Below are 26,059 nucleotides of genomic sequence, written 5' to 3'. Positions count from 1 at the left end.
CTCCTGTATCAACTGAAAAAAGCTTACTGGTGCGCGGCTTTTTTCAAATGACAACATCATTGGATGAACATTATGTCGTATATATTTAATCGTCTATTCAGAATGCGTTATGACAAATTCCGCAATTTAAGACAATTCATATGGAGCAGTCAGGGGATCACTGCCCGGCGACGTAATACCTATCTGATGGAACAGATGGAAAATCGTTACCTGCTCTCAGCGGATGCGGCACCGCTTGCACTAAGTGCAGAGTTGCTCAACGAAAAAGTCGTTGTAGAACAGTTGATTGACGCTGGCTTAGCTGAAGCAAGTAACTCACAGGAACTGCAGTTAGTTCGTCAGCATGATTATGATCTGGATGGTGCAGATAGCAACAGTAATACCGGGATTGAGAATCTTCAGCCTGCTGAGTTTCAACCAGAGCAGCTTCAGTCAGAAGAGCCTGAGGCGGAGGAATCTCAGCCAGAAGCGCTCCAGTCAGACTCTGATAGTGAGGTTGAAGCGGTTCAGCCTAAAGAGGATGCTGCTGAGGTCGCTGTTGATGCGACGGCTGATACGGAAGCTCAGACGGCAAAATCGGCTGCTGCGATTCGACATATTCAGCAATTGTCTGGGCATCAGTTTGTTGTTATCGATCGTTCAGTTGAGGATTATCGCGCCCTGTTAAGTACCTTTATGGGCGAGACCGCCAGTGGGCTTGAATGGCATGAAGAAACCACCAGTGCGGGTAATGTTCTGGTCGCAGACTGGTACCCTACTGATGAAAATACCGATGAGAGCTTAACCACTGATAACGAATTGAGCGATGTTTTATCTGAGGTGCCAACCAAGCGCACCCAGGCGGATCGTGTCACGGTCGTCTTGCTGGATAGCGAAGGAGATGGTGTTGAACAGCTAGCGAGTGTGCTGTCGGCGTATGACGATATTGCTGCATTGCATGTGTTATCCCATGGGGCGACAGGTTTGCTGCGCCTGGGTACTGCGACCCTGGGTAGTGCTTCGTTAGAACGTTATCGTCAACAGCTGGAAGCCTGGGGCAGGGCATTAAAGTCAGACGGCGATATTCTTATCTACGGCTGTAACGTTGCCCAGGGTGAAGTGGGTATCGCATTTGTTGACCGGCTGGCGGGCGCCACGCAGGCAGATATTGCCGCGTCTGATGACCCGACGGGTAATCGATTTATCGGCGGCGACTGGATACTGGAAACCGAGTCAGGGTATGTCACTTCTACCCTTGATATGATGCCCTCTGAGCAGTTGTTTTTTGCATCGAATGATCCTCTGTATGCGGGGCTTTTGGCTGCCGATAAATCTGTTAGCTTAGGTGAGCTGAATGGCTCGGTGACACCGGTAATTTTTGCTGCGGGTACCGATACCATCAACTTTACCGGTGTGAGTAGTGACATCCGCATTACTGTGACGGGCAAAACCGCCACCACTCCGTTCAAAATCACGGCACAGTCAATCAATGAAACCACCGGTGCCCTGGTGCCTAATACGTTGCGCACTTTCCAGTTTGCCGACGGTGATGATTCCACTATTAAAAATATTAAAGTGGGTCGGGTTGGCTATAAAACTGAGCTTGAATTGCAGACCAAAATAGATGTTCTGGATACATCCGCACTAGCTGCCGCGCACATCGCTATCAGCAAAAAAGGCACTGCGCTATCGAGTGATGATGCCTTTAAATGGGTTAAAGACTATGCGGCGATGGGAATTGACCCAGCCGCTGCCGATGCCGCTGCACAACTGAATGCTAAAAGTACGGTTGCGGTGGTAACCACCGGAACGGGCGAAGTAGGCAAGTTATCGATTGGTAAGACCCTGGATGCGGCAAATACCCGGCTTATTATCGATGATACTGGTGCACCAATAGACATCAGTAAAGCCAATGCCAATTATACCGGCAAAATTGATCTGCTGTATAACTCTGGCAGTTCAGGCACTGTGCTGACCAATTACGTCAACCTGTCAGCGAGTAATATCATCAAAGGTGTGGGCACCTTAACAGGCTTTACTACTGCATCATTCGCATCCTTTAGCGCCGACAAAGGCGCTCAGAAATTTGATGTCACCGGTTTAACTGGTGTGACTGTGGATGCCGGTGCGGGTGAAGATTACCTTGTTGGTGGCGCGGGTACACAAACCTTAGTGGGTGGTGCTGGAACCGATACTTACGTGTTTAAAGACAGTTGGGGGGCGGATCAGGTTATCGAGAAAGCCGATACCAAAGATGGCTTAACGGTGATTAAGGGCGGCGATGCTGATGCCCTGGATTTCTCTGCGCTGACTCAGGCGATTACTGTTGAGTTTCACCCTTCAGTTAAGTCGACCAAACCGCTGTCAACCGCAACGGTTCCGGGTATTCCGGTGGTCTCTGGAGTGTCGGATACCGACCGGACATCGGCCGATAAATATGGTGTTCAGGTTTTTCAGGGGCAGAATGTAACCACCAGCACACACTCGGTCAAAAATGCCATCAATGTTGAAAAAATCATCGGTGGCCTGGGGGATAATACCTATAAATTCAATAATGACTGGGGCCAGTTTTATCAGGGCGCAACACCTGCACTGACAGAAACGGTTAACTTTTTTATTGATGACACACAGTCTACCAGCAAAAAGGGGACGCTTGATTTCCGTGAGGTCACTCACGATCTGATTTTTGAGCTGGATAGTGTCAGCACCACGTCGACCGGGACTCCGGCGATCACGACGATAACGACAAAAGTGAAAGTAACGGCTGTCGTCGAGAAGCAGATCAATATTGGTACAACGGCAGCACCTGTTTTAAAAACGGTCACTTACACCTATGTCGTTAACGCAGATAATATCGCTAACATCATTGGTGGTCAGGGCAAGAATACCTATATCATCAAAGACCAGGATGCCTTGCAGGGCAAGATTCTGACCGCTAAGACAACGGGCACCCTGGCCGAAGGTTTGGTGACCGGTAACGTCTATGTGGCAGGCGCCAATATTGCTAAAACCGATGGCGTTAATATTCTCGATTACTCGCAATACAAGTCTACTAACACGAAAGATGTGATTGTGGATCTGGGTAAGTCGACTACGGGTGTCATTAATAAAGCGGTCACTGGTATTTTAAATACTGGCGATGGTGTAGTCGCCCCAGCGGCCACCAACGAAGTACAAAAACTGACCATCCCAAAAGTGAAAACCGCGCCAACGGTTGCTCAGGAACTAAGCAACATACAAAGTTTCAGGCTGTCTTTGGGTGGGGTAGAAACCAGAGAGATCAGCAACTCAGGCAGTGCCGCTTCGATTGCTGCTGAGATGGCTGCAGCGCTCAACTCTCTGGCGTTGAAAGCAACGCCGGTGACGACTACCAACACGACCGCGACGCCTCCCCCGGCACCCTCGCTTCCGCTGGTGACTGTGACAGGAAGTGGCTCGGCTGCCGGAACTACTCCTTACGAGTTCACTATCACCTTCCAATCTTTATCCGCTGGACTGAATATCCCGGAAATTAAGCTGATAGCGGAAGCGCGTCAGGAGAAAAAAACCACCGGAGGAACCACTCAGGCCACGGTGATTTTAAGTGCAGAGACTGAAACGAATCCTGATCCGCTGACGATCATAAAAAAATACACCTCCAGCGGTCCTGCCCCCGAAGACCGTTACACACTGACCACCACCATTAAGACCATCATCATTGATGCGGTGGAATTTACCGCAGCCCGTACGGGATTAAAAGCGGGTGGCATAGACCGCATCGATGGTTTGAAAGGCACCACCGATACAGGTGCTGGTACGGTTAAGAGTATGACCGTACTGGGTGACTTTGGCTTATTGGTCAATGGTACCGGTAGTGGCGACGACCTTATTTTTTCTGATAACTACACTCAGGCGGTCAGTGTTAAAACCGGACGAGTCTGGGATGGCGGTGCTGGTCAGGACATTATCACTGGCACGCTACAGGGCGACACTCTGTATGGTGGCCTGGGCAATGATGCCATTGGTGGTGGCGAAGGCGATGATAACCTCAGCGGTGGCGCAGGTAATGACCGCATCAGTGGCGGCCAGGGTGATGATGTTATCAACGGTGGAGCAGGCAATGACCATCTGAGTGGTGGTCTGGGTGATGACAGCATCGTGGGGGGCGCTGGCCATGATGTCCTCTATGGAGGCATCGGTGACGATACCCTGATTGGTGGTAAAGGCTACGATCACTATGTGTTTATCAATGACTGGGGCCAGGACGAAGTTATTGAAAGCCAAAAAGGTAAAGATGATAAAACCACCGACGAAGGGCTGAAAACCCGTGGTGATGTGCTCGATTTCTCCAATGTTACTCAGGAGATGACCTACCTGTTTAACAGCAACAGCTTATTGGCAGGCACCGGTACTTTCATTAAAGATAAAACCAGCTGGACTAAAACCCTTTCCGGGTTTGGTGACGTGTCTGGTCATTTTGCGCTGACAGCCAATACGGTCCGGGTTAACAGTGAAGGTAACGCCAATGACGTTCAGAGAATATTTCTGGGTGGCGCTACATCTGGCAATTTTACGGTAAAACTGAACAATTTTCCTAAGCCGGATGGCTCGGTTGAAACAACTGCGCCGATTACTATAACGGTAGGCAGCACCAAAACGGCGACGGCGACCAATATAAAAACCGCACTGGAAGCTAAGCTCAGGACCCTGCTGACTGAAAACGGGGTAGCCCCGGTCGGTGATCTGGTGACAGTTAAATCCGCAGGCACCGGGACCGGAGCGTTTGATGTCGAGTTCAAAAAACCGATCTACACCAACATCCCATTAATGACGATTGTCAGTACCACCGGGTTGACCTATGCTGCGCCGGTGGTTGGCTCCGTGGAGCCAGGTTCTAACATCATCGATGCGACCACGGGGCTGATTACTAAACACACCAACGGTTCAATTAATATCGACCTCGGACTGGCCGAATCCGGCAGCTTTACCTTCGGTTTCAAATATACTAAAACGGTTGCCGGGGTAGAAACGCCCAACCTGGCTGTCTCTGTTACTGTACCGATTGCATCGGGTTCAACCCCCAGCGATGTTGCAGCCCAGATTCAGCAAAAACTAAACGAACACAATCCACAGATATTTGCCAATGTCGTTGTTGCCGGGGCAGGCAATAAGTTTGAAATTACCGTCTTAAACCCTGAAATCAGTGGCCTGAATACCGCTACGATTACTAACGCTTCAACGCTTAAAGGTAAGCCTGCTATCTGGACAACAGTTGAGGGCTCTTCTGTTCGTGAAGTTAAGCAGCTAACACTCAACAATGTTACTGAAGGTAGTTTTGTTTTAAAGATTGGTAAGTATTCCACCGGCCCTATTACCATTGATACAACGGCCGCGACAGCTGAACTGAAAAAAGAAAATACGCGCTTAGCTATTCAGACCGCATTAAATAATCTGAAGCGTAATTTTGTCCAGAAATACACGGTTGAGGTGCAGACTGAGAGTTTCACCGCGGATCTGAAAGAGTGGAAAATCACCTTTAAAACCCCGGGTGAAAATGATGTCACGGATATGTCTGTCGATGTGACAGGCTTAACCGGGACGAATAATTTACAGGGACGGGTGACGACTCTGGCCGATGGTAGTCTGCCTGGCAATATCCACGCATTTGAGACTATTCTGGCCCCCAATGCTGATGCGACCTTTATCTTTGGCTCCGCGTCGATGGCCGACATGCTGGCGGCGATTGCGGTGCCTGAAGCGTTACGTAAAGCCAATAGTGTAACCATCGACACCAGTACACTGACCGCGAATGGTCATGTACTGGATATCGATTTTAGCCAGGTTGCAGATGAACTGAATTTCAATTTTGAACAGGTGGGTGCGGTTAAAGAGGTACAGCCGCTCATTATTGATAACACGACTGAGGGTGAGTTTGCGCTGGATTATAAGATTCAAGAGGTGCAGCGACTCGCGTTTACCGGTGCTGAGCTGCCCACCGGGACTTTCAAGTTAAGCTTTAAGGACCCAGGTGGTTCTAATGCGCTGAAAACCACCGCAACACCTATTCAGATTGTTACCGATGCCGCGACTGGTAAGGTCGACGTTAAAGCCACCGCTTTAAAAATCCAAACCGAACTGAATAAGCTTAAGTTTACGTCGGCGACAGGCTCTCAGGTGAATCTCGCAGTGAAAGTGACAGGTGTGACCGTGGATGGTTCACCGGTCACCGCCGAAACAACAAATGAAAGCTTCAAAGCCAATAGCTGGAATATCACCTTTACCAATAAAGAACTGGTCAATGTCGATCTTTTGCAGGTAACCGCTGCATCGGTAACGCCCACTGTGACTACCGTCAGAGACGGGGTGCACAAAGTAACCGATATGATTACTTTTGTTGCGGACAATAAAGAGGCGAATATTGTCGAGCTGAAGAACAAACTTAGCGAGATGCTGGGTGAAGGCTCGGTGAGCGTTAAAGAGCCGCGCTTTGGCAGTACGGCGGCTAACACGAAGTTGAATATTACCTTTAATGATCCGGGCGATGTTGTATTAACTAAAGCGCTTAAGAATCTGGATGGCTCAGCGTTGAGTTATACCACGACGGCGGTAAGTGGCAAATTTGAACTGGCTACAACGGCTGCAAAAGGCAAGGTAGAGGGTAATGCCGGCCAATTGTCGCTCACTGTCGAGCGTGTAGCGCCAAGGCCCACCGCGTTAAGTACCGATGCTCAGGCATCAGGCTTGGTGGACAAGTTGCTCGGTGAGAGTGTTTTCGAGACCTTTGTCTTTACCGATGTCGGTGAAAATACCATCGTGCGTGGTGGTGTAAATGCCAATACCTTTTCCATCGCGGGTAAAACGACCTTTAAGGGAACAGTGATCGGCGGTACGGGCATCAAACCGCTGTCAGCACAGCTACTCAATGTTGATGGCCTGGTGGGAATGTTATCGTTAACCGCGCCTGATTTTGCGGTGAAAAATACCGTTGATATATCCGGTGGGACGTTCGCAGACCTGAGACAAATTTCATACGTTAATCTGGCGAACACCTCGAAGTCATCCGTCGCGGTTGATACCGTGGTCGATGGTCATCGGGGGGCTGAAGTTCAGCGCCTGTCTATTCCCGAAGCTCAGCGTGGCAGCTTTACATTAAGGGTGCAGGGTGACACTACATCAGTCACCACCGCCCCCATCTATCTGACCCCTCCGATACAGCAGCAGCTGTTGGTAACCGATTCGACTGACTTCAATCTGAACTATGTCACCACCTCCACCGCAGGCGTTCAAACCATTGAAACCATTACCGGTTTAAGGACCGGCACTGCAGCGGACGATATATCGACGACCATTGCCAATAAAATAAACGCGAAGTTAGCGACAGAATTTGGTCTGGCTGCGGGCTCAAAAGTTGTTTCGGTGGCTAAGAATGAGGCAGGCTACCTCATCACCTACACCAATCAGAACAACATGGTTGAGTTCACCGGTGTGCTGCCCCCTGCCTCTGTGTCAGGCAGTGTAGCAGTCTTTACTAAAGAAACGACGGCCCCCCTTAACTATGCTGCCGTAGCGCAACGTATTGAAAATGCTATATACAAGGCGATGGCGCTGCCTGCCGGAACACCAAAAACTGTTTTGGTCAGCGCCGGTGAGACTGCGGGAACATATGATCTGCGTTGGCGTGTAGCGGGTGATAAAGCGATCACCACGCTGACTGATATTTCGCTCTCGGCGCCAGCGGTTGATCTGGTGTTAACGCCCTCAACTACCGCAACGCCACAGGTTCACGAGATTACCATTACTCATGGTGCCAATTCAGATCCTTATAATTTATATATCGGTACCTATAAGACAGCAGACTTAGCCCAGAATGCCGATAAAAATGCTATTCAGGCCGCACTACAGCAGCTCATTAATCAGCAACCGACTCTAACGGGTACGGTGACCGTTACCGGCACCGGCCCGTTCACCATTAGTATTGCGGGTGGCTCTGTGCCATCCATTGTCGCTAAGAATAGTATCTTTACCGGTACTGTTCTGGGCACATCGACGATTACAAGTCAGCTTACCAATGGACAGGAAGTTCAAAGTCTCAACATTAACGGTGCTTCGCAGGGAATCGTGGGGCTGAAGTACAATCTGAGGACTGTGACGGATAACAGTTTGGTAACCGGTTCCGTCTTTGTGGATGTTGCGCTGAGCACAGCTGAAACGGCTGATACGCTGCGCGGACGTATCGAAACCGCACTCAATACTCAGCTGGCGGGCAAAGCGACTGCAGCGGTGACGTTGAGTGGTGATAAGTTCATCATTACATTGACCTCACTGACCCATATTGTCGAGTCTATGGGGGGCACCGGTTACGGCTTATCAGCGGCCACAACCGATCAGTCCTTAACACCGGTTAAGGTGGGTCGGATTGATGCCTATCTGGATCGCACCGATAGTAGTAATCCCACTCTGGTTGAAACTAACCGGATCTATAAGTTTTCAATGCCTCCCGTGGTTGCCGGTGAAACCATCAGTGGAACATTTACACTTAGTTTTGGTGGTGTAACCACAGATCCCATTGCCTATGACGGTGACAATAATGTGTTGCTGGCGAGTATTAATGCGGCGCTTGACGCATCGGCTATCAACACCCAGGCCGCTACCCTGGTGGGTAATGAGTTCCGGGTTGAAGTAGTGGCGGATATCAGCGCGGCTGAGCAGCCTTTAATCGTTGATGGCACAGCCCTGCAGATTGTTAAAGACACCGCCATTGCTGCCCCGGGAGTGGCAGCCAATATTGTCACCATTGCCAATGGCAGTGCAGTGAATGTGGCAGAAAAGCAACGTGTCACCTTAGTGGATCAGTCTCTCACTACGTTCCGTTTATCTGTCAATGGCGTCAGCACCCTTGATATCCCGGTTAACCAGAACGATGCAACCACCAGGGGCGCCATTCAAAGCGCACTTGATGCGGCGCTGGGTGCAAACAAAATTACGGTTAGTGTGAATCCGGATAGCAGTAAGACTAAGTCCTGGATACTTGAGGTCACCGCTGCCAGCCGCCTTAACGATACGGATAGCCTTGTGATTGGCGATAACGCTAATGCTCTTACTGGCTATGCCAAAGATGATTTCACTCAAACGGTTTTAACCAGTCTGTTAGGTAAGAAGGCAGGTTTTACCGGGCGCATCCAGAATATCGATAATGTAACCTACGGCGCCGGTTTAAACATCGCTTTAAACACCACCCTTAACCCTGTTGCGGCGTTGGGTAATGCCTCATTAGGCAGTAATCTGTTTGAGGTGGGTGGTAATCTGATTGAAAACACGATTGCTAACCCTTATGCGCAATTTGTTGCCAATGCAGTGGTTTCCACGGCGATCAACGGTGAGCCTTCACTGTTCTCAGAAAATGTTGTTGCCCCCGGTATTCATGTGCTAGCCGGTGGCTGGGGTGCAGATACCTATAAGTTCAGTGGCTTGTGGGGTGCCACTGCAGTTATTGAAGCCCCCGATATTAAGGTCGCAGGTGTCAGCGACTTCTTTGACACCTTAGATCTTTCCGAGGCGGGCTATGGCCTTAAAGGCCAACTGGGTAGCAGTGATGTAAAAAATACCCTGCATTATGATATCTGGGAAATTACCACCGATAACATTAGTGAACTTACCGACCTGATCAGTATTGGCCGGGATGATGCCGAAGTGCCTCTGTTAACCATTGGTGCCAATTTTATTATGGTCCGGGACGAGGTCTTTGGTTCAGCACTGAAACGATTCGGTATTCCCCTGTCTGACGACGTTTTACTGGGTAACTACGTTTTTGCCACAGGGATTGAAAATATTGTTGGCGGTGGTGGTGACAATATCTTCACCTTCCACGGGAATGCCCGTTTACGGGGGGTGATCTCTTCTGAGGGTGATATTACCCTGAATTATCAGGATTATGACAATAATACCGATGCTTCAGATACCGTTACCGGGGTGGCAGTAGATGGCACCGCCGGGGTTAATTATACCTTATGGAATGCGGTTGAGGTGCCGGTGTGGGGTGAGATTGCCGAGTCTAAAGTGCTGTTTGGCAGCGCGACCTCGGTACTGGGTGAGCGCTGGAACTCGTTGTCCGGTCTTATCAATGCAGCGGTCGCTGCAGACTCACAGTTCAACCTGTCTAATAACGCTGTTGCCGGTTTTACCAAAGTGATCGGTTCCAGCGGTGATGACACCTTTGTCGGTAACGACAATGACAATATCTTTGTGATTGGTCAGGGCGGCGTCGATACGATAGATGGTGGCGAAACTGATGAGAATGGCAACACCCTGAGTCTGGACGGTCAGACCGACAACTATTCTGTCGATCTGACACGGGGTACCGCCTTGCGGGAGCAGGGAGATGAGCAGCAGTCTATAGCGCTTAATGCGGTTGCCGGCGATCAGTTTACCCTTGAACTGCCCGTCAGTGATTACTCAGCGGTTGGTGGCTTCACCACGGCGGATATTACCGTGGCGGCAACCGCCACTGCCACCGCTGCGAATATTAAAACTGCGCTTGAGTCTTTTCTCGGGGTGAATAATGTCAGTGTGACGCCTGATGCGGCGACGCCGGGTACGTTTACGATCACCTTTTTGAATCTGGACCGGTTTGATAACCCCGGGAAGTTAATCTTTACGCCAACCCATTTAACGGCTGCAAGCGATAGTCTGGTTCAGGCCGCCGTTGCGGCGAAGGACCCATTAGATGGTACCGAGCTAAACTATATCCATCAGATTACCCTGGGTAATCAGATAAGTGGTGGTGAGTTTACGTTCACATTTGATCACCCTGATGGCACAACCGGCGCGGTTTCAGTGAATATTGCGGCAGTTGCTGATTATCAGCAGATGATGCAACAGATCGAAACCAAGCTGAATGAAGTTGCGGGTCTGACGGTTAATGTCACTCAGCCCGATCCTGCTGCGGCAGAAGATCAGCGTAACTTTACTTTCAATATTGAGTTTACCAGTCCGGCTTATACCGATGTGACCGGTATTGCTCTGAATACGGCTAATCTGGAGATGGGATCGGGCATTACTACGATCCTGGATGGCGCTGTTATTGTTGCCAACTACAAGAATATTCAAAACCTGGAAAGCGGTTCCGGCAATGATATTTTCAGAGGCAACAGCGGCGGTATCGTGATCACCGATCTGTCGACCGCTTCGTCCTTGTTTGAACTGGATTTAACCGCCAGCTCTTTTGCCGAAGGCGAATTAATTACGCTGTCATTTGCCAATTTTGAACTGTCTGCCGGTGTGACTCCCGACCCTGCCCGTCTGGAGGCTGCTTTTGCTATTGGCGCTGATAATGCAGCAACGCTCGCCAATATTGAAACGGCACTCAATGGGTTGGAGGGTATAGCGGTAGCGGTAACCAGTGCGGTTGATGATAAGTTCAGCATTGAGTTTACGACTGCCCCCGATCTGGTGGCCGACTTTAAAGTGGACGTTGCTAAAGCGACCTTTAGTTTTAATGAAAAGTTTGGTCAGGATAAGGTGTTCTCTACCGGGTCGGCAGATATCCTAGACTTTTCATCTATCTCGGAAAAAATTACTCAATCGGCGCCGCAAACCGATGCCGATGGCGAGTACACCGCGTACTCTTATACCGATGAATCCGGCACTTTACATGAGGTCAAAGCCTACGGCTCCTTCGCAACCAAAGGTTTGGATGCGGTTGCTTCGGGTGAGGGGCTGTGGACTGCCTTTAAAACATCCCAGGGCTTTGGTGATTTTGTTACTACGGCTGAGGTCGGAACGGGCGCGACAATTGATGCGACCACTGATGCCGCTGCGCTAGAGGCGCTGAAAGCTGAAGCGATTGCCCGCTGGACCGCAGTCTTGCCTGCGGCAGCACTGATCAACTTAGAAAATGTTACGGTTACCGTCGGAGACATTGGTGGCAATGTCATCGGTCGGACGACCAGTGCGGCCGGTGCGAATGGCCTGGAATACACCATTACCCTTGACGACAATGCCGCGGGTGCGACCTGGTATGTCGACGCCACTGCAAACAATGACACTGATGACGGAGCCTATGACAGCATTGACCTGCTGACCGTGCTGATGCATGAGATGGGTCATGTGATGGGTATGAGTCACCCTGATTTCGTCACCACCGATCTGATGATGGAAGAGGCGGTTAAAGGGCAGCGCTTGCTGCCGACCTCCGATCACTTTAAGAGCTTGTCGGATCAAACCAAGTTAAGTATCGGTCTGGGTGAGCTGGCGACCTGGTCTTCGCATCTGGGTAGCAAAATCGATAACTATCTGGACGATACAACAACTATTCCGTTTACCGATCTATCCTTGTCTGATCTGCTGGGTGATAAAGTCACCAACTTAGACGGCACTATTCAGACTAAAGTGCAGGCGTTTGTCGACACGATTGATGCCTATCTTGAAGTCAACAGTTCTGCCACCACCAAAGACCTGCTGCAGCACCTGCAAACCACCGGCTTGAATGATGGTTTTGCTATTAATGTCGCCTCGTCGTCGAATTTAAAAGAGTACAGTGTTGCCCTGACACTGGAAAGCTTCAGCGAACTGGTCAATCTGGATCTGAATGAACTGATCTCGTTTGGTGACTTTAACTTTGACCTGCCTATCGATATTACTCAGTCTCAGCCGCTGGTGATCAGTGGTGGCATCGACTTCATGTTCAACTTTGGTGTTGATGATGACGGTGACTTCTATGTGCGTGATCCGGGTCTGGATGCGCATTTCAATTTCGGCGAAGAATATATTGATATTACCGGTATTACTGCCGGTTCTGCTGATACCACGCCTGCCACGATTACTATTGCAGGTAATCATATTGGTGCGATAAAAAGCACCAGTGCCGGTAAGCTTATGGTCGGCGACACTTTCTATCTGCAAGGGTCTGGCAATACCGATGAACTCTATACCGTTGCGGCTATCGAATTAAGCCCTGATGGCAACTCTACGATCATTACGGTCGCCGAGGAAATTCTGGCCGCTGATCTGGCGGATGAGGTTGCCGGTAATCTCATAAAAGCCTTCGATTTTGGCGTGAATTTAGGGCCCGTTGGTTTTGAGGTGAATGATGCGGCGCTATCCGTGGGCGCCTCTGTCGGTATGGGCTTCGATGGTGTGCTTCATTATCAGGATATGCTGAGTGATAGCTCCGCATCGCTGATGGGCTCGCCTGGCTTGGAGGGCGATGCTCACTTTGAGGTGTTGTTGCCTGTCTCGCTCTCGGGTGCGCTGGATGGTTTCAGCAATGAGGTTGGGTTTATCACCGCCAGCAGCAGTAGCTTGCCAGAAAATGCGTCAATGTCGCAGTTCCTCTCCAGTATCCCCAGCTCTGTTCAGTTTGATAATTTAGAAGAAGTTTTCTCATTAGGCGGCTTGTCACTGGATATGATTATCGGTGGGGTCGATGAACTTCTTAAAGATATTGTTGGTACCGATCGTGAAGTACTGGGCCAGCAAACCGGTAATGTCGTCAACTATTATGAAGAGCGTTGGGGGGCTGGCGCTGTTCTGGCAACCGATAGCTATGCTATCTCTCCGGCGGGAGGGCCACAGGCCAGCCGCTACGAGATCCTTGAAGACGGAACCGGCATCACGCTGCTGGAGTGGGAAGATACGGCCACCTCGGATACCTTCTGGGGCGTTGAGTTGTTCCAGAACAATGTGCGTGTTGTGCAAACATACTCCCAGACATCATGGGAGTTAATGGGCAGCTACGATGCGAACGACGTATTGATAGAGACCATTATCGATGATGAGATAACGGGCGCGACCTTTATCGACACCACCGGTGTCAATCCATCGACGACCGGAGAAAGTCTGTCGCGCTTCAATATCAAAGATGGTGTGCTGTATGACAAGATCGCCTTAATCGATGCCAGCCTTGCCGATATTCTCGGTGATGGCGGTGTCAGTTTTGCCGCAGGCCTTAGCAATGCTGTTAGCACCGTTCGAGATGCGGCGCGTAACGTCCAGCAGCTGGAAGATATGCTCAATGAAGAGCTGCGTATCTTGTTAGCGCCTCTGGGCATTGCTCCAGACGCCGACATGGTTGATATGAGCTACGCCAACTCTGCGTTTGATTTCGATCTGAACCTCGATCTGATTGCTGAAAAGCAGTTTGATCTGGCGCTGGATATTGATGCCCTGGGTATCGACACCTGGTTAGGCCTGCCTGATGGTGCATTAGACGCTATCAACGTTGAAGCGAACGGGAAAATAGATCTGCGGGCGGAAGCTGGCCTCGACCTCGGTTTCGGTTTTGATCTGAGCGATGTTCGTACACCTCTGTTCTACATTGATGAAGCGACAGGCATCAATGCATCGCTTCACGGAGGGGTCGATGATCTTGATATTGCGCTGGGCTTCGACGCAGGTCCATTAGGGACCATCGGTTTACTGGGAAAACACGGCAGCGCTAATATCGATCTGGGTTTTTACGCCAATATGGGTAACCCAGGCGCCGACGCCAATGGTAACGGCTATTTAGACTTAACCGAAGTGAAAGACGGCTTCCAGGCGTCGGCTTATGGTTCAGCCGGTCTTAATCTGCCGATGTTCTTCCCAATTGAGGCACTGCCGCTGGGCGGCACAGATAAAGACCTTGATGCGGATGGCGTTGCGGATAATGTCCTGTTTGCCAAAGCGGCATTCAGTGTCGATCAAAGCCAGAACTTTGTCAGCACCTTCGATTACAACCTGCCGAAATTCAATATGAATTTCGACGTTATCGTGTTGCTACTGGATCTGTTGAATGACCCGAAAACCGTTCGCGAAGGTTTGGAAGGCGCATTCTCGGCCATTAACGAAGTGGCCAATGGTATCGATAATATCGAACTGCCGCTGGTGGGTGGTGAGCCGTTTGATGATCTGGCGAATAGCCTGCGTAGTCTTGAGACCAGTGTCCTGGGTGAAAAGGATGCCAGCGGCTATATCAATGGGCTGGGTAAGAAATTACAGGATCTTGAAGCCGTTGGCGGCAAAGTGTTTGAAGCGCTGCTGAACGAAATCCGTCAGGGGCTTTATGACGGGCTGAAAACGATTAATAGCCCGCTGTTCTCCTTTGTGGTGCCATTATTAGATGCTTCCGGTGCGGTTCAGTACGATGAAAATGGCAAGATAAAAACACGCTTGCCCACCAGTGCTGACGACATTGAGTTAACTTTCTCAGCTAATGGCTTATTAAGTTTTGATATCAAGTTTGGCGGAGTGTTGGTCGATGGTGAGCTGCCGGTTGATTTTGCCGTGGGCATGCCCGGATTAGGTTTGGATGTTGATGCCTCCCTGATTGCTGAAATCGATTACCTGATGGGGTTGGGTATCGGCTTAGGCAATATGGCTCCGTTAGGCAGTGGCCCTGATTTTGGTTTGTTCCTCAATACCTCAGGTATCAACGCTAAGGGCGAAGAGATCGCTCTGGATGTCGACGCGCGCCTGAAAAACGGTTCTACCGCGCAGGGTACTCTGGGCTTCTTAAAGGTCGATGTGACTGACGAAACCGGCGGTAAGGTGCTGCAATACGACAGCGCCGGGAATGTTATCAACGACAAAGGGGCAGGTATCAGCGGCCACTTTGGTTTTGATATTAAAGATATTGGTGGAACAACCGGCACCGTTGCCGCAGACGGCCGTTTAGAGCTGGGCGAAAAAGTTGAACTGGTCATCAATGCCAACGCATTTGCCGAGGCGAAGTTGTTTACCAAGGTGTCGACGTCGGCGGCAGATGTGTTGCCGTCTATTGATACAACCATCGTTTACTACCAGGATTTAGCCAGCGGCTCCCTCTCTACCAAAAGTGGTGCGAGCATCTCCTTTGGCGACCCGAATATCACTTTACAGAATGTCCGCTTAGATGCGGGCTCGGTATTTGAAAGTTTCCTGGGTGATACCTTCGACACTATCTCCGATATTATTCTGCCACTTAAGCCGGTTATTGATCTGCTTAATACCGAGATAGATATGGGCGTTGCGAAGCTTAAAATCCTCGACATTGCCTACCTTCGATTGCCTGCCACAACGGTTGATACTGCGAAGAAAGTGATTGCCGCTCTGGCAGCCACCATCGACTTTCTGGACAAAGCGAAAACGTTAAAATCTGCCGGTTATATCGACTTTGGTGACTTTAATCTGACCGGAGGCTATGCCACAGATACCTCCGCGCCGGTCACCTCTAAAAATACCGCCGGCGCAAAATCAGAGACCGATCGTAATGCCCAGCTGGGTTCCCACGCGTCAACTATCGCCGGTCCGTCGCAGGATGGCGTAGAAGGTGGCAAGTCCAGCGCGAATAAACCAACCAATAACCGGGCAACCTTTGGTAATCCTCAGGGGCAGAAGAACTTCAGAATTCCGATTCTGGAAGATCCGGCCAGCCTGCTGCAATTTATCACGGGCCGGGGTGAGGTCGATCTGTTCTGGTACGACCTGCCTGATCTTGATCTGTTTTTTGAATATCAGAAGACCTTCCCGGTTTATCCTGGTTTTAACGTCGGTTTCTTCGGTGAGATCGGGGCCAGTACCAACTTTGATTTCGGCTTTGATACCCGTGGCTTCCGTGAATGGATGAATACCGATTTTGATGTGGCTGAATCCTGGCGCTTATTTGATGGCTTCTATCTGGATGATCACGGTCTGGAAAATACCGTTGATGATAAAGCGGAAGTCACACTGCGCGCTGCTGTGGGTGTTATCGCCAGTCTGGGGCTGGGTGGCCTGGTTGAAGCGGGTGTCAAAGGGGGTATTGAAGCGATTATTGGTTTTGATCTCAACGATAAGGAAACCAATTTCCTTGATGATCTGCCGGTGGGTGATGGCAAGCTCTATGGTTCAGAGCTGGTTGAGCGGATTACCCATGGCCCGCAGTGTTTGTTTGATATGTCGGGCACCCTGAACCTGTTCCTGGAGGCGTTCCTGTGGGTCGGTATCGATGCTGGTCTGACTAAGATAACCCTGTTTGAAGCACGCAACCGTTTCGTCAATGAGGTGTTGGCAACCTTCGAACTTGAATGTATCCATCATGCACCAGATCACATCGCTTCCTGGGAACGTGATGATCAGAGCACTGGCAACCTGATTTTAAGCTATGACAAGGGAGCCGATGCGGATGCCCATAGCTATACCGTTGATGTTATTACGCCGGATATTGATTTAACCCTGCAAAAGCTGTCGGAAGAGGGTTATCTCGATACCGAGTATTACACCAAAGCGGAAGAGACCGCCTTGCGTGACCGTATACGCAGCCTGAAAAGCAACAACCCTGGTGAAGATATCATTGTTGTCAGTACCGGGCTGGTCGCTGAGGTCTATCTGGCTAAAAATGTAAATACCTTAACCATTGCCGGTACATCAGGTAATGACCGCTACAGCCTGAAACGTCTGAATGGTCGCGTGGATCACATCGACGTTGAGCTGGGTGGCGGTAGTGACTTCATTGAGATGATTGCCGATCCTGAAAATACCGCGGTCCTCGCGGGGCTGTATATAAATGGCGGAGCAAACACTGGTAACGCATTGGAAGCGGGCATCGAAGACGATGTTATATCCATCGATACCGGTTATCTCGGTGCAGGAAATGCGAACGATACCTATCTGATTGAAACTGGTGATGGCAATGACCAGGTGGTGGTTAAAGGCGAGAACTTCACCTATGACGGACTGACGGTCCGTGGTAACGCCGGTGACGACATCATTTTCACCGGTGACGGTCATGACCGGGTCTTCGGTGGTGACGGTTTCGATACCATCGCAACCTATGGTGGTAACGATTACGTTGAAGGTGGCGATGAGGATATTACCACTGATATCGCAACCTTTATCGACCCGGATGGTGAGGTGCGGATAACGCCAATTTACCAATTGGATGGTACCCCTTACGCGCATTACAACGATCAGGGTATGCCCACTGATGGTGCGGGTGGTCCTGTGTTAACCATTACCAAAGAAAACTCTCAGTTCAGAACCCAGTTTGGTGATTTCATCGACGGTGGTTTAGGCAATAACACCATCAGAGGTGGTGCGGGTAATGATGAGATTTCCGTGGGTGGTGTGGATGAGAATGGTAACCCTGTCCTGGGTGGTGTGAATGATATTCAGGGTAATGCCGGAGACGATATCATTAATGCGGGTACCGGCTCTGTCAATGTCGATGCCGGTGATGGTGATGATACCGTGGTCTGGCAGTATGCGCCGCTGGCGGCGGGTGCCAATCTGCTGATGCTGGGTGGTCTGGGTACCGACACCTTTGATATCACCGTTAATGACGATGCCAGTCATGTCGATCTGCGCAAGCTCAATGCTGCGCTCTTCTTAGCAGATGGTGTAACACGGGATACCCGGGCTAAATTAACTATCGATTTTGCGTCTGACTATATTGTTATGGACGATATCGAAGCGTTAAAACTCGATACCCAGAAAGAGAGTGACGATATTGCCATCGGTGACCTGATGGATACCTCGCTGCTGAGTGTGGATATCACGCTGGGTCGGGATAAAGCCCGTGAATGGCAGCCAGACCGGGATGTCGACGGTAATTATCAGGTGTATCCTGCGGATTACTCCGCCTTCCTTGCACAAACACCGCAGTTGGATGAAAACGGCGATGTGGTCAAAGATTCCAATGGCCATGTGATTTATGTACCGCAAGAACCTCAGAGCTATATCACCAACGTGCGTCAGGGCGAGTACTTCTATCGTTATGATCTGCAGGAGGGGGGCAAGTACCTGACCACATCTAACGGGGCTCCGATACTCGAATCCATCGTTAATGTGGCAGACTATCAGGCGTCATCACCGCAAAACAACCAGCAGGAACTGTGGCTGGCGGACGGACTGGATAACGTCACGGTCTTTTACGGTTACGATGACACGAAAACCGATGATGGCCGAACAGTGGGCAACTCAGTAACGATTACTGCCGGTATGAGTGCGGCTGAGGTGCAGGCAGCGCTGGAGTCTATCACCGCTATCGGCGTGGGTAATGTCACCGTTACGCCAGCGGCGCCAGCCACCGAGAGCACTCATGGTACGCAAGCCAATCCATGGGTGATTACTTTCAATGGCGCGACGACCGATCTGAACAGTAACTATCTGATCCTGGCGCACCAGTACTACGTGCAGAAGCATAGCGGCCCAATGACTGAACGCAACGATACGCGGGCGCAGCAGTATCTCTATCATCTGGATGTGTTGGGTGCTGAGTATCTGTCTAACGCGGATCACGCCCCGAATGTCACCACTATCACCGATAGCATGAGCGAAGTCCCGCGCAATGGTGCCCAGCTGCTGGCATTTGACGTACTGGACTACAACGAAGATGCTCCCGTCAATGTAAATGGCATTGTCTGGTACAACAATGAAGGTGTTGCGCTATCGTCAACAATGACAACCGCAGAGGTGCAGGCAGCACTTGAAAGCCTCAGCGGTATTCCCGCTGGAAGTGTCGGTGTGAGTGGTCAGGGAACAATCAATAACCCCTGGCTGATTCGCTTCTCCGATAACCCGTCCGGACCTGCTGCTGATGAAGCAGCCAAAGGCGCGGATGGTAATTTCCATACCCTTGAATTTGTTGTCGGTGGCAGCGCCCTGGGGGCCGGAATCATCACCAGAACCACGGTGCTGGGTGATGATATTAATCTGCCGACCAATATAGAGCAGTCGTTTACGGTTCCTGCGGGTAGCAAAATCACCTCGGTCAGTTACGGTGGCGGCACCGTTGCTGTCGATGCTGATGCGACGCAAGCGTCGATAGAAGCAGCGTTGTTAGCGCATTTCGGTATTGACGACGTAGTGGTGACGGCCGGTGATACCGCTGGCAGTTGGGTGGTGCAAATACTGGATGCTATCAAGGATGCGGATGGTAACTATAGTCTGTTGAGTTTTGATCTGGTCGACAGCAGCGCGGCCGTCAGCACGCAGACGGCAATCTCTTCGACGGTAACCGATCATGTGGTTTTCCCGGGGAATGACCGTCAGGCCCTGAGTGTACCGGCCGATGCGTTTAAAGCTGAGTTTTCCTATAACGGCCAGACGGTTGAGATCTCCCTGGACCTGGCCGCGTATAGCTTTGTTAATGGGGTTGGCGAGACCGTACAGGTGTCGTTGGCAGAGGCAACGGCTGCGGCCATAGAAGCGGCGCTGCTGAACCATCCGGATATCAGTGCGGTGAAAGCTACCATGGGCTCTGAACCGGGTCAGTGGATTATTCAGTTGCTGGATGCCACAACAGATACCGATGGCGATTTCTTTGACCTGAACCTGACCGTAGTGGAAAAAATCACCGATGCGCTGGCCGTTTCTGCCAGCGACACTACGCTGCCTAACCCAGGCTATGTCGACGGTGTGAGCGACCCTGCAGATGCTGTGTTCACTTTCACCAATGGTGAACAGCATCTCAATTTCAGCACCGACTCCGCGATGGTCTGGTACGGCACTGAGCGGGTATTACTCAACAGCACAATGACCGAGGCCGATATTGTGGCCGCGTTTAATACTATTGATGGCTTACGAGCCTCGACTGTTGCTGTTGTCATTAATGGTGTGGGTGACTGGAGCATCAGTTTCACTCCGCTGGATACGGTTAATACGCCTTATGAAGTGATGAAGCTGGCTGAAATTTCCATGCTGGCGGTGGCCGATCAGGTGGTTATCCAGTCACAGGAGATGAACAACAACGGGCGAGTGCAGAATTTAACCCTGGCCGCTGGCCCGGTATCGCTTTGGTATGGCGATAAAGCGATTGATATCAGTGTATTGAGTGCGGCGGGAATAGAAACCGCCCTTGAAAAGCTGGATGCCATTGACGATGTTCATGTGACCGGAGCGGGCTCTGCGGCTGATCCGTGGCAGGTCACTTTCTTGCAGGCCGGGCAAACCGAAGAGGGTGCTTATCTGCAATTGCGTGCAGAACAATACTCTCTGGGCGGCTCCGTGGTGCAGACGACTGAGGCATTCTCCCGCAACCTGAGTCATGGGGTTGTTGCCACGCAAGAGCTGTATCTGGAAGACTGGCAGGACCATGCTTACTTCACCTATAACGGTGAATCGGTGGTCTTGCAGCGTGACATGAGCGCCCTTGACGTGGAGTTGTATCTGGAATCGCTGGATACCATTACCGATGTCTGGGTCGGAGGTTCGGGGATTGAAAATGATCCATGGACCGTCGCCATTCTGGATGCAGACCAGAACAGCGGTGCCAACTATGTTATGGATCGCTTCATCAACATCCAGAATATGGAAGTCAAAGCGGATGTTAATACGGCGGATAACAAACAACAGCAATACATCAATAAGACAGATGTGGTTGCCGGAACCTATCTGTATTACGGCGATTTCAGTGTTGAACTGACAGCTGCTGATCTGACGGCGGCGGGCTTACAGACGGCATTGATCAGCGGTGGTGTGAATGTGCTGGTGTATGATGAGGCCAGCGTTTACCGGATTGAGTTCGTTAATCCCGCGAGCCAGGCGATTGTGGTCAACCCTGGTGGGGGCGGTTCACTCGAAGACTTAACGGTGGCTCAGGACATTAATGTCAGTATGACGCTGCCTCTGGGAGTCTCCAGTACAACATTCAGCCACCCGGATTACCCATCCATTACGGTTGATCTAACCACGCTGAATGCCGCCAGGAGCGCGGCCGAAGCTGCTGCAGAGGCGGAGACTTTAGCGATTGCTGCGGCAGCCGCAGCACCGACAGATGCTGCACTGCAAACGGCGTCTGCCGCTGCCACAGCGGCCGCGACAGCCGCTGCAACGACCGCTTCTGATGCGGCGCAGGATGTTGTGTCAGAGCTGCAAACAAAATTTGCCGCCTGGAACGCGGTTGACCAGTTGGGTAATGCGACTCAGATTACGGTCAATGGTGATGGCTTAAGCCGCAATACGCCTTTCACGATTGCGTTAGACGGATTCTCATCCACGCTTGCGATCACCCAGACATATGACTTCAGTGGTGCCGGTGTACAGGCGCTGATTGACAATATTTCATCCAGCTACAAGGTGATTGAACGGGTAGATGCTGCGGGTAACTGGCATATCGAGCTCAACGGCGCAGGTGATTATGCGGTCCTGCCGCTGAATTCACCGACAGGTGCGGCGGAGGGATATTTGTCATCGTTCCAGACTATTGAACAGAATGTGCCCCGCATGATCGAGAAGCCTACCTGGTCCATTCCTGAGGGCGGCGGTGAAGCGGTTCTGGATGGTGGCACCGACTGGTTTGAAGACCCGACCTACAATACCGATAACGCCAACGACAGCGTGTTAATCGAGGGTGGCGACGATGCCAGTATCCGGGATTACTTTACTGTGGGTCACGAGTTACAGGATACCGGTCTGGTTGATGCCAGCCTCAATCCTGTTCTGAAGAAAAACACCGAAACCGTGCAGGTTGTGCACCGCCGGGTGGATGACACCCAGGCGGATCACTTAAGCGAGCGGCAGGTGACGATTACCGTTCGAGGTATTGATCGCAAAGCGAATGAGTCGGATACCACAGACAAGTTCGACACTATTAATATCGATGCGCTGGGCGGGGATGATTTCATTATTGCGGGCTTTAGCCCGAATGACGAACCGATTCTGGGCAACACCATTAATTCTGATGCGGTCATACTGTCACGGGCTGTGGATAATCTGGGCCTCAGCGGTGGTGACGGCGATGACCGTCTGATCGGCAGTCAGTACAACGACCGTATCAATGGTGGCGAGGGTAATGATGTTATTACCGGTGGTCGTGGTACCGATATCTTCGAAGATATCGATGTCGATAATAATGATATCGATACCCTGATAGAGCAGAGAGATCTCAATTTCAGCTTGTCGGATGCTTCCTTCAAGGTCACGGGGCAGCAGCAATCCTTGCTGGACCCAACCAAAGATGTCGCCATTAATGAAGATGAGACAACAGTTGGGGTGTTTGAGCAGTTTGAAATATACGGTGGCGCCAGTGGTAACGACTATGGCGTGAGAGATTTCACCAAGAGCGCCTATTTCGATGGTGGCTTTGGTTCTGATAACTATGTGATGACCCTGAGTGGCACTGTCGATGATCAGTCCAACATCCATATCATGGATAGTGGGACCGGCGCGACAGAGAGCGATGTGCTTGAAATTCGCGGTGCTGATGATGCCGATGACCTGATGCACTTAGATGTTGATACCCAGTATCAGCTGTTAGAACGGCACAGAGACTCAGCCACTAATGCGTTGAGTGATTTTGTGCTCAGCTATTACGATAGCAACATCAATGTCTCTGCGACAGATACCGCTGCCACCATCCAGTCGAAACTGGCGGGTGCCGGTATTGTTGCCCGGGTGGCTTCTGTGGGTGGCGATGCGCTGATGATCGAGCTGGTGGATGCCCCCCAAACCTCAGAGAAGAAATTTATGCGCTTTGAGGTTGATGATGCGACGGCGGCGTCGGTCTCTGTTATTCGCTCCTTTGTGGAACGTCTGGCGGAAGATGGTACCGGTGCTGCCCTGCTGGCGGGTAAACCAGATATCGACGCGATGTTTGAGCGTAAAGATAATGAAATTCAGGTTTACAGTCTATTGCCCGGTCAGACCGGTAGTTACACCCTGAGTTATGATGGGGTGGCGACCAGTCTGTTAAACAGCAGCGATGATGCAGCCACTATTAAAGCGGCGCTGTTAGCGCTGACCGATCCGCTGACCGGTGAGAAGAAGATCACCGATGTTAATATCAAGGGGACAGGTACTAACCGTGACCCCTGGTATATAACCTTTAAGGGCGCGACTCAGGATGTGCAGGGTAACTTCCACTTATTGCAGTCCAGCAACCCGGCTCTGATCAATAAGCCGGTTGATATTGCGGATGCGATTGCCAGCACTACACCGTCAATCTCCATGGCAGACCCTGAATTCTATCAGCGGGTTTACTACAACGATGGCCTTGGCACCGTGTCTGTGCACGGTGGCGGTGGCAACGATACCTTTGTTGTTGATGGCACCATGGCGTCGCTGAATGTTTCCGGTGATGCCGGTGATGATAACTTCCTGATCGGACGTGTTATCGAAACCCACTTTGTGGATGATGGCCATGGCGAGCTGATCGAAGTGGTTAAAGGCCTCAACGGTATTACCGCCGGTGTGAATAACAATAGCTTCTTCTACGGCGGTACAGGTAATGACTACTTTGAGGTCAACCATAATATTGGCCAGCTGTCTTTGTATGGTGAAGCGGATGACGACACCTTCTTCCTGAAATCCCATCTGCAAAGTGGGGTATCCCCGTCGAGTGCCGCGAGCGATACGGGCGGTGGCGGTATCGTTGCCGGTGCTGGCGATGAGAATAATCTCACCGCCGAAGATGAAAAAGACACCATGATTAACTACGTGCAAAATAATCGCGTATCTATTTTTGGTGGTTCTGGCTTCGATACCCTGATTCTGTCGGGCACACGTCTTGGCGATGAGTTTAATATCTTCACCGATGAAAACGATAAACAGTACATCTACGGTGCGGGTCTTAAGGTTGAGGGGGTTCAGGGTATTGAACGTCTGGCCCTGCTGACCGGTGCAGGTGAGGATGTCATTAACCTGTACGGCTTGAATGCCGATATCACCCTGTTGCTGAGTCTGGGGTCTGGCGATGACCATATCAATTATGGTGGTGCAGGTGGAACCTTTAACGTTACTTATCCTGAATCCAATGCCACCTATACCGTTGAGCAGAACATACTTGATGACGTGCTTGATACGCAAACTATCACCGATAATAAGGTGGTCTTCAGCAAGCGGGAAAATAGTTATGATGCTGCCGCGTGGGAAGCGTTCTTCCAGAAATGGGTGAAGGCCGATGCCAACCCTGTGATTGATGAGGCTCACTGGCGTCTGTTTGAAGCTAACTTAACCGTTGCGTTAAAACTCTTTGCTCAGGGGGTTGAACGGGCACGCTACAACCCCGTGCATGGGGTTAGTTTGTCCAGTCTGGTGCAGAAACGTTTTGGCAATTGGATTTTTAATGTCCGCCAGGACAATACTGCGGCTGTCGATGCCTATGTGGCGAATACCAACTCGCTGGAACAGGCGCTGAACTTCGCTGGCCAGGAGTGGGGGCAAAACTATCCCGATGGTGACTGGGAGAACTACTTCGCCACGGATGTTGCCCTGGAGGGTAAACCCGGTGGTCGTTCTATCGTTGCACCCAAACTACCCGATGAGATCGATTTTGATCTGTTCAATAGCCTGGCTGATAGCGGATCTATCAAAGCGGGCAATATGACGCTGGACGATGTTTTCTTCGGCACCTACTTAAACTGGGTTATCGGCCAGACGGTCACCGGCAGTATTATTCAGAGTGATCAGGTACGTCAGGGCTCGTCTAACAGCGCGCCTGAAATTGATAATTGGGGATACGATCCGGATCTGTTTCTGACGGATGTCTACGTGCGCAATGTGCCGGTTTATCACCAGGCGAGTTACTGGTTCTTTGGTACGCATCATTACACCTATACCACTGACTGGGGGGGCGTGACTGGTGTAGGCGATGAAAAATACGCTTCATATGACCGCGTTGGTGTTGCCGGATCGACGCCTGGCAAAGATCTGTTCTGGGATATGATCTCATTGTTCTACGATGTCGAAGCGAAGAAGGAGAGCGATACCACGATTAATGTCGTGCAGAACTATAGTGCGGCAGAGATTACCGGCACAGCGGCGTATAAATTTGACAACCTGCCTGAACGGACCGTGGCTAAAATACTGCCTGAAAACTACGATATGTCGCGTATTGCCGGCCTGGTTCGGGTTGTGGGTGGCGCGGATACCGACACGGTGACGGTTAATGCCAGAGATAATGCCGGTCTGGACATTACCTTAGCGAAGCAGCAGCTGGAAACGGTTGATTTTGATTTCAATCTCACCAAACTGGCTGAGCTGACCACCGGTACCGGCTTTACACCGGATGATCTGAAGAGCGCGTTAATCCGCGCCCATAAAGATACTCAGGTGGGGGTTCTTGACGATCTGCTGAATGGCGATGTGGCAGAGGCCAGTGTCACCTTATCGAAAGATGTTCTGGTCGAGAAATTTACCGCACTCGAATACCTCAATCCTTTGCTAGGGG

At 50.8% G+C, this 26,059-nt stretch carries 1 protein-coding gene (running past one end of the window); it reads left to right on the top strand.

Going from position 1 to position 26,059, the window contains the following annotated elements; all coding sequences use genetic code 11:
• Positions 1–72: 72 nt before the first annotated feature.
• On the top strand, positions 73–26,059 hold the 5' portion of the coding sequence (locus OCU43_RS19580; RefSeq protein WP_261832951.1) for a DUF4347 domain-containing protein. The gene runs 12,764 nt beyond the window's last position; only the first 25,987 of its 38,751 coding nucleotides appear in the window; the start codon lies at positions 73–75; the stop codon falls past the right edge of the window.

It is taken from the genome of Amphritea atlantica, from assembly GCF_024347255.1.
Lineage (GTDB): Bacteria > Pseudomonadota > Gammaproteobacteria > Pseudomonadales > Balneatricaceae > Amphritea > Amphritea atlantica.
This window is presented reverse-complemented; position numbering and strand designations above follow the sequence as displayed.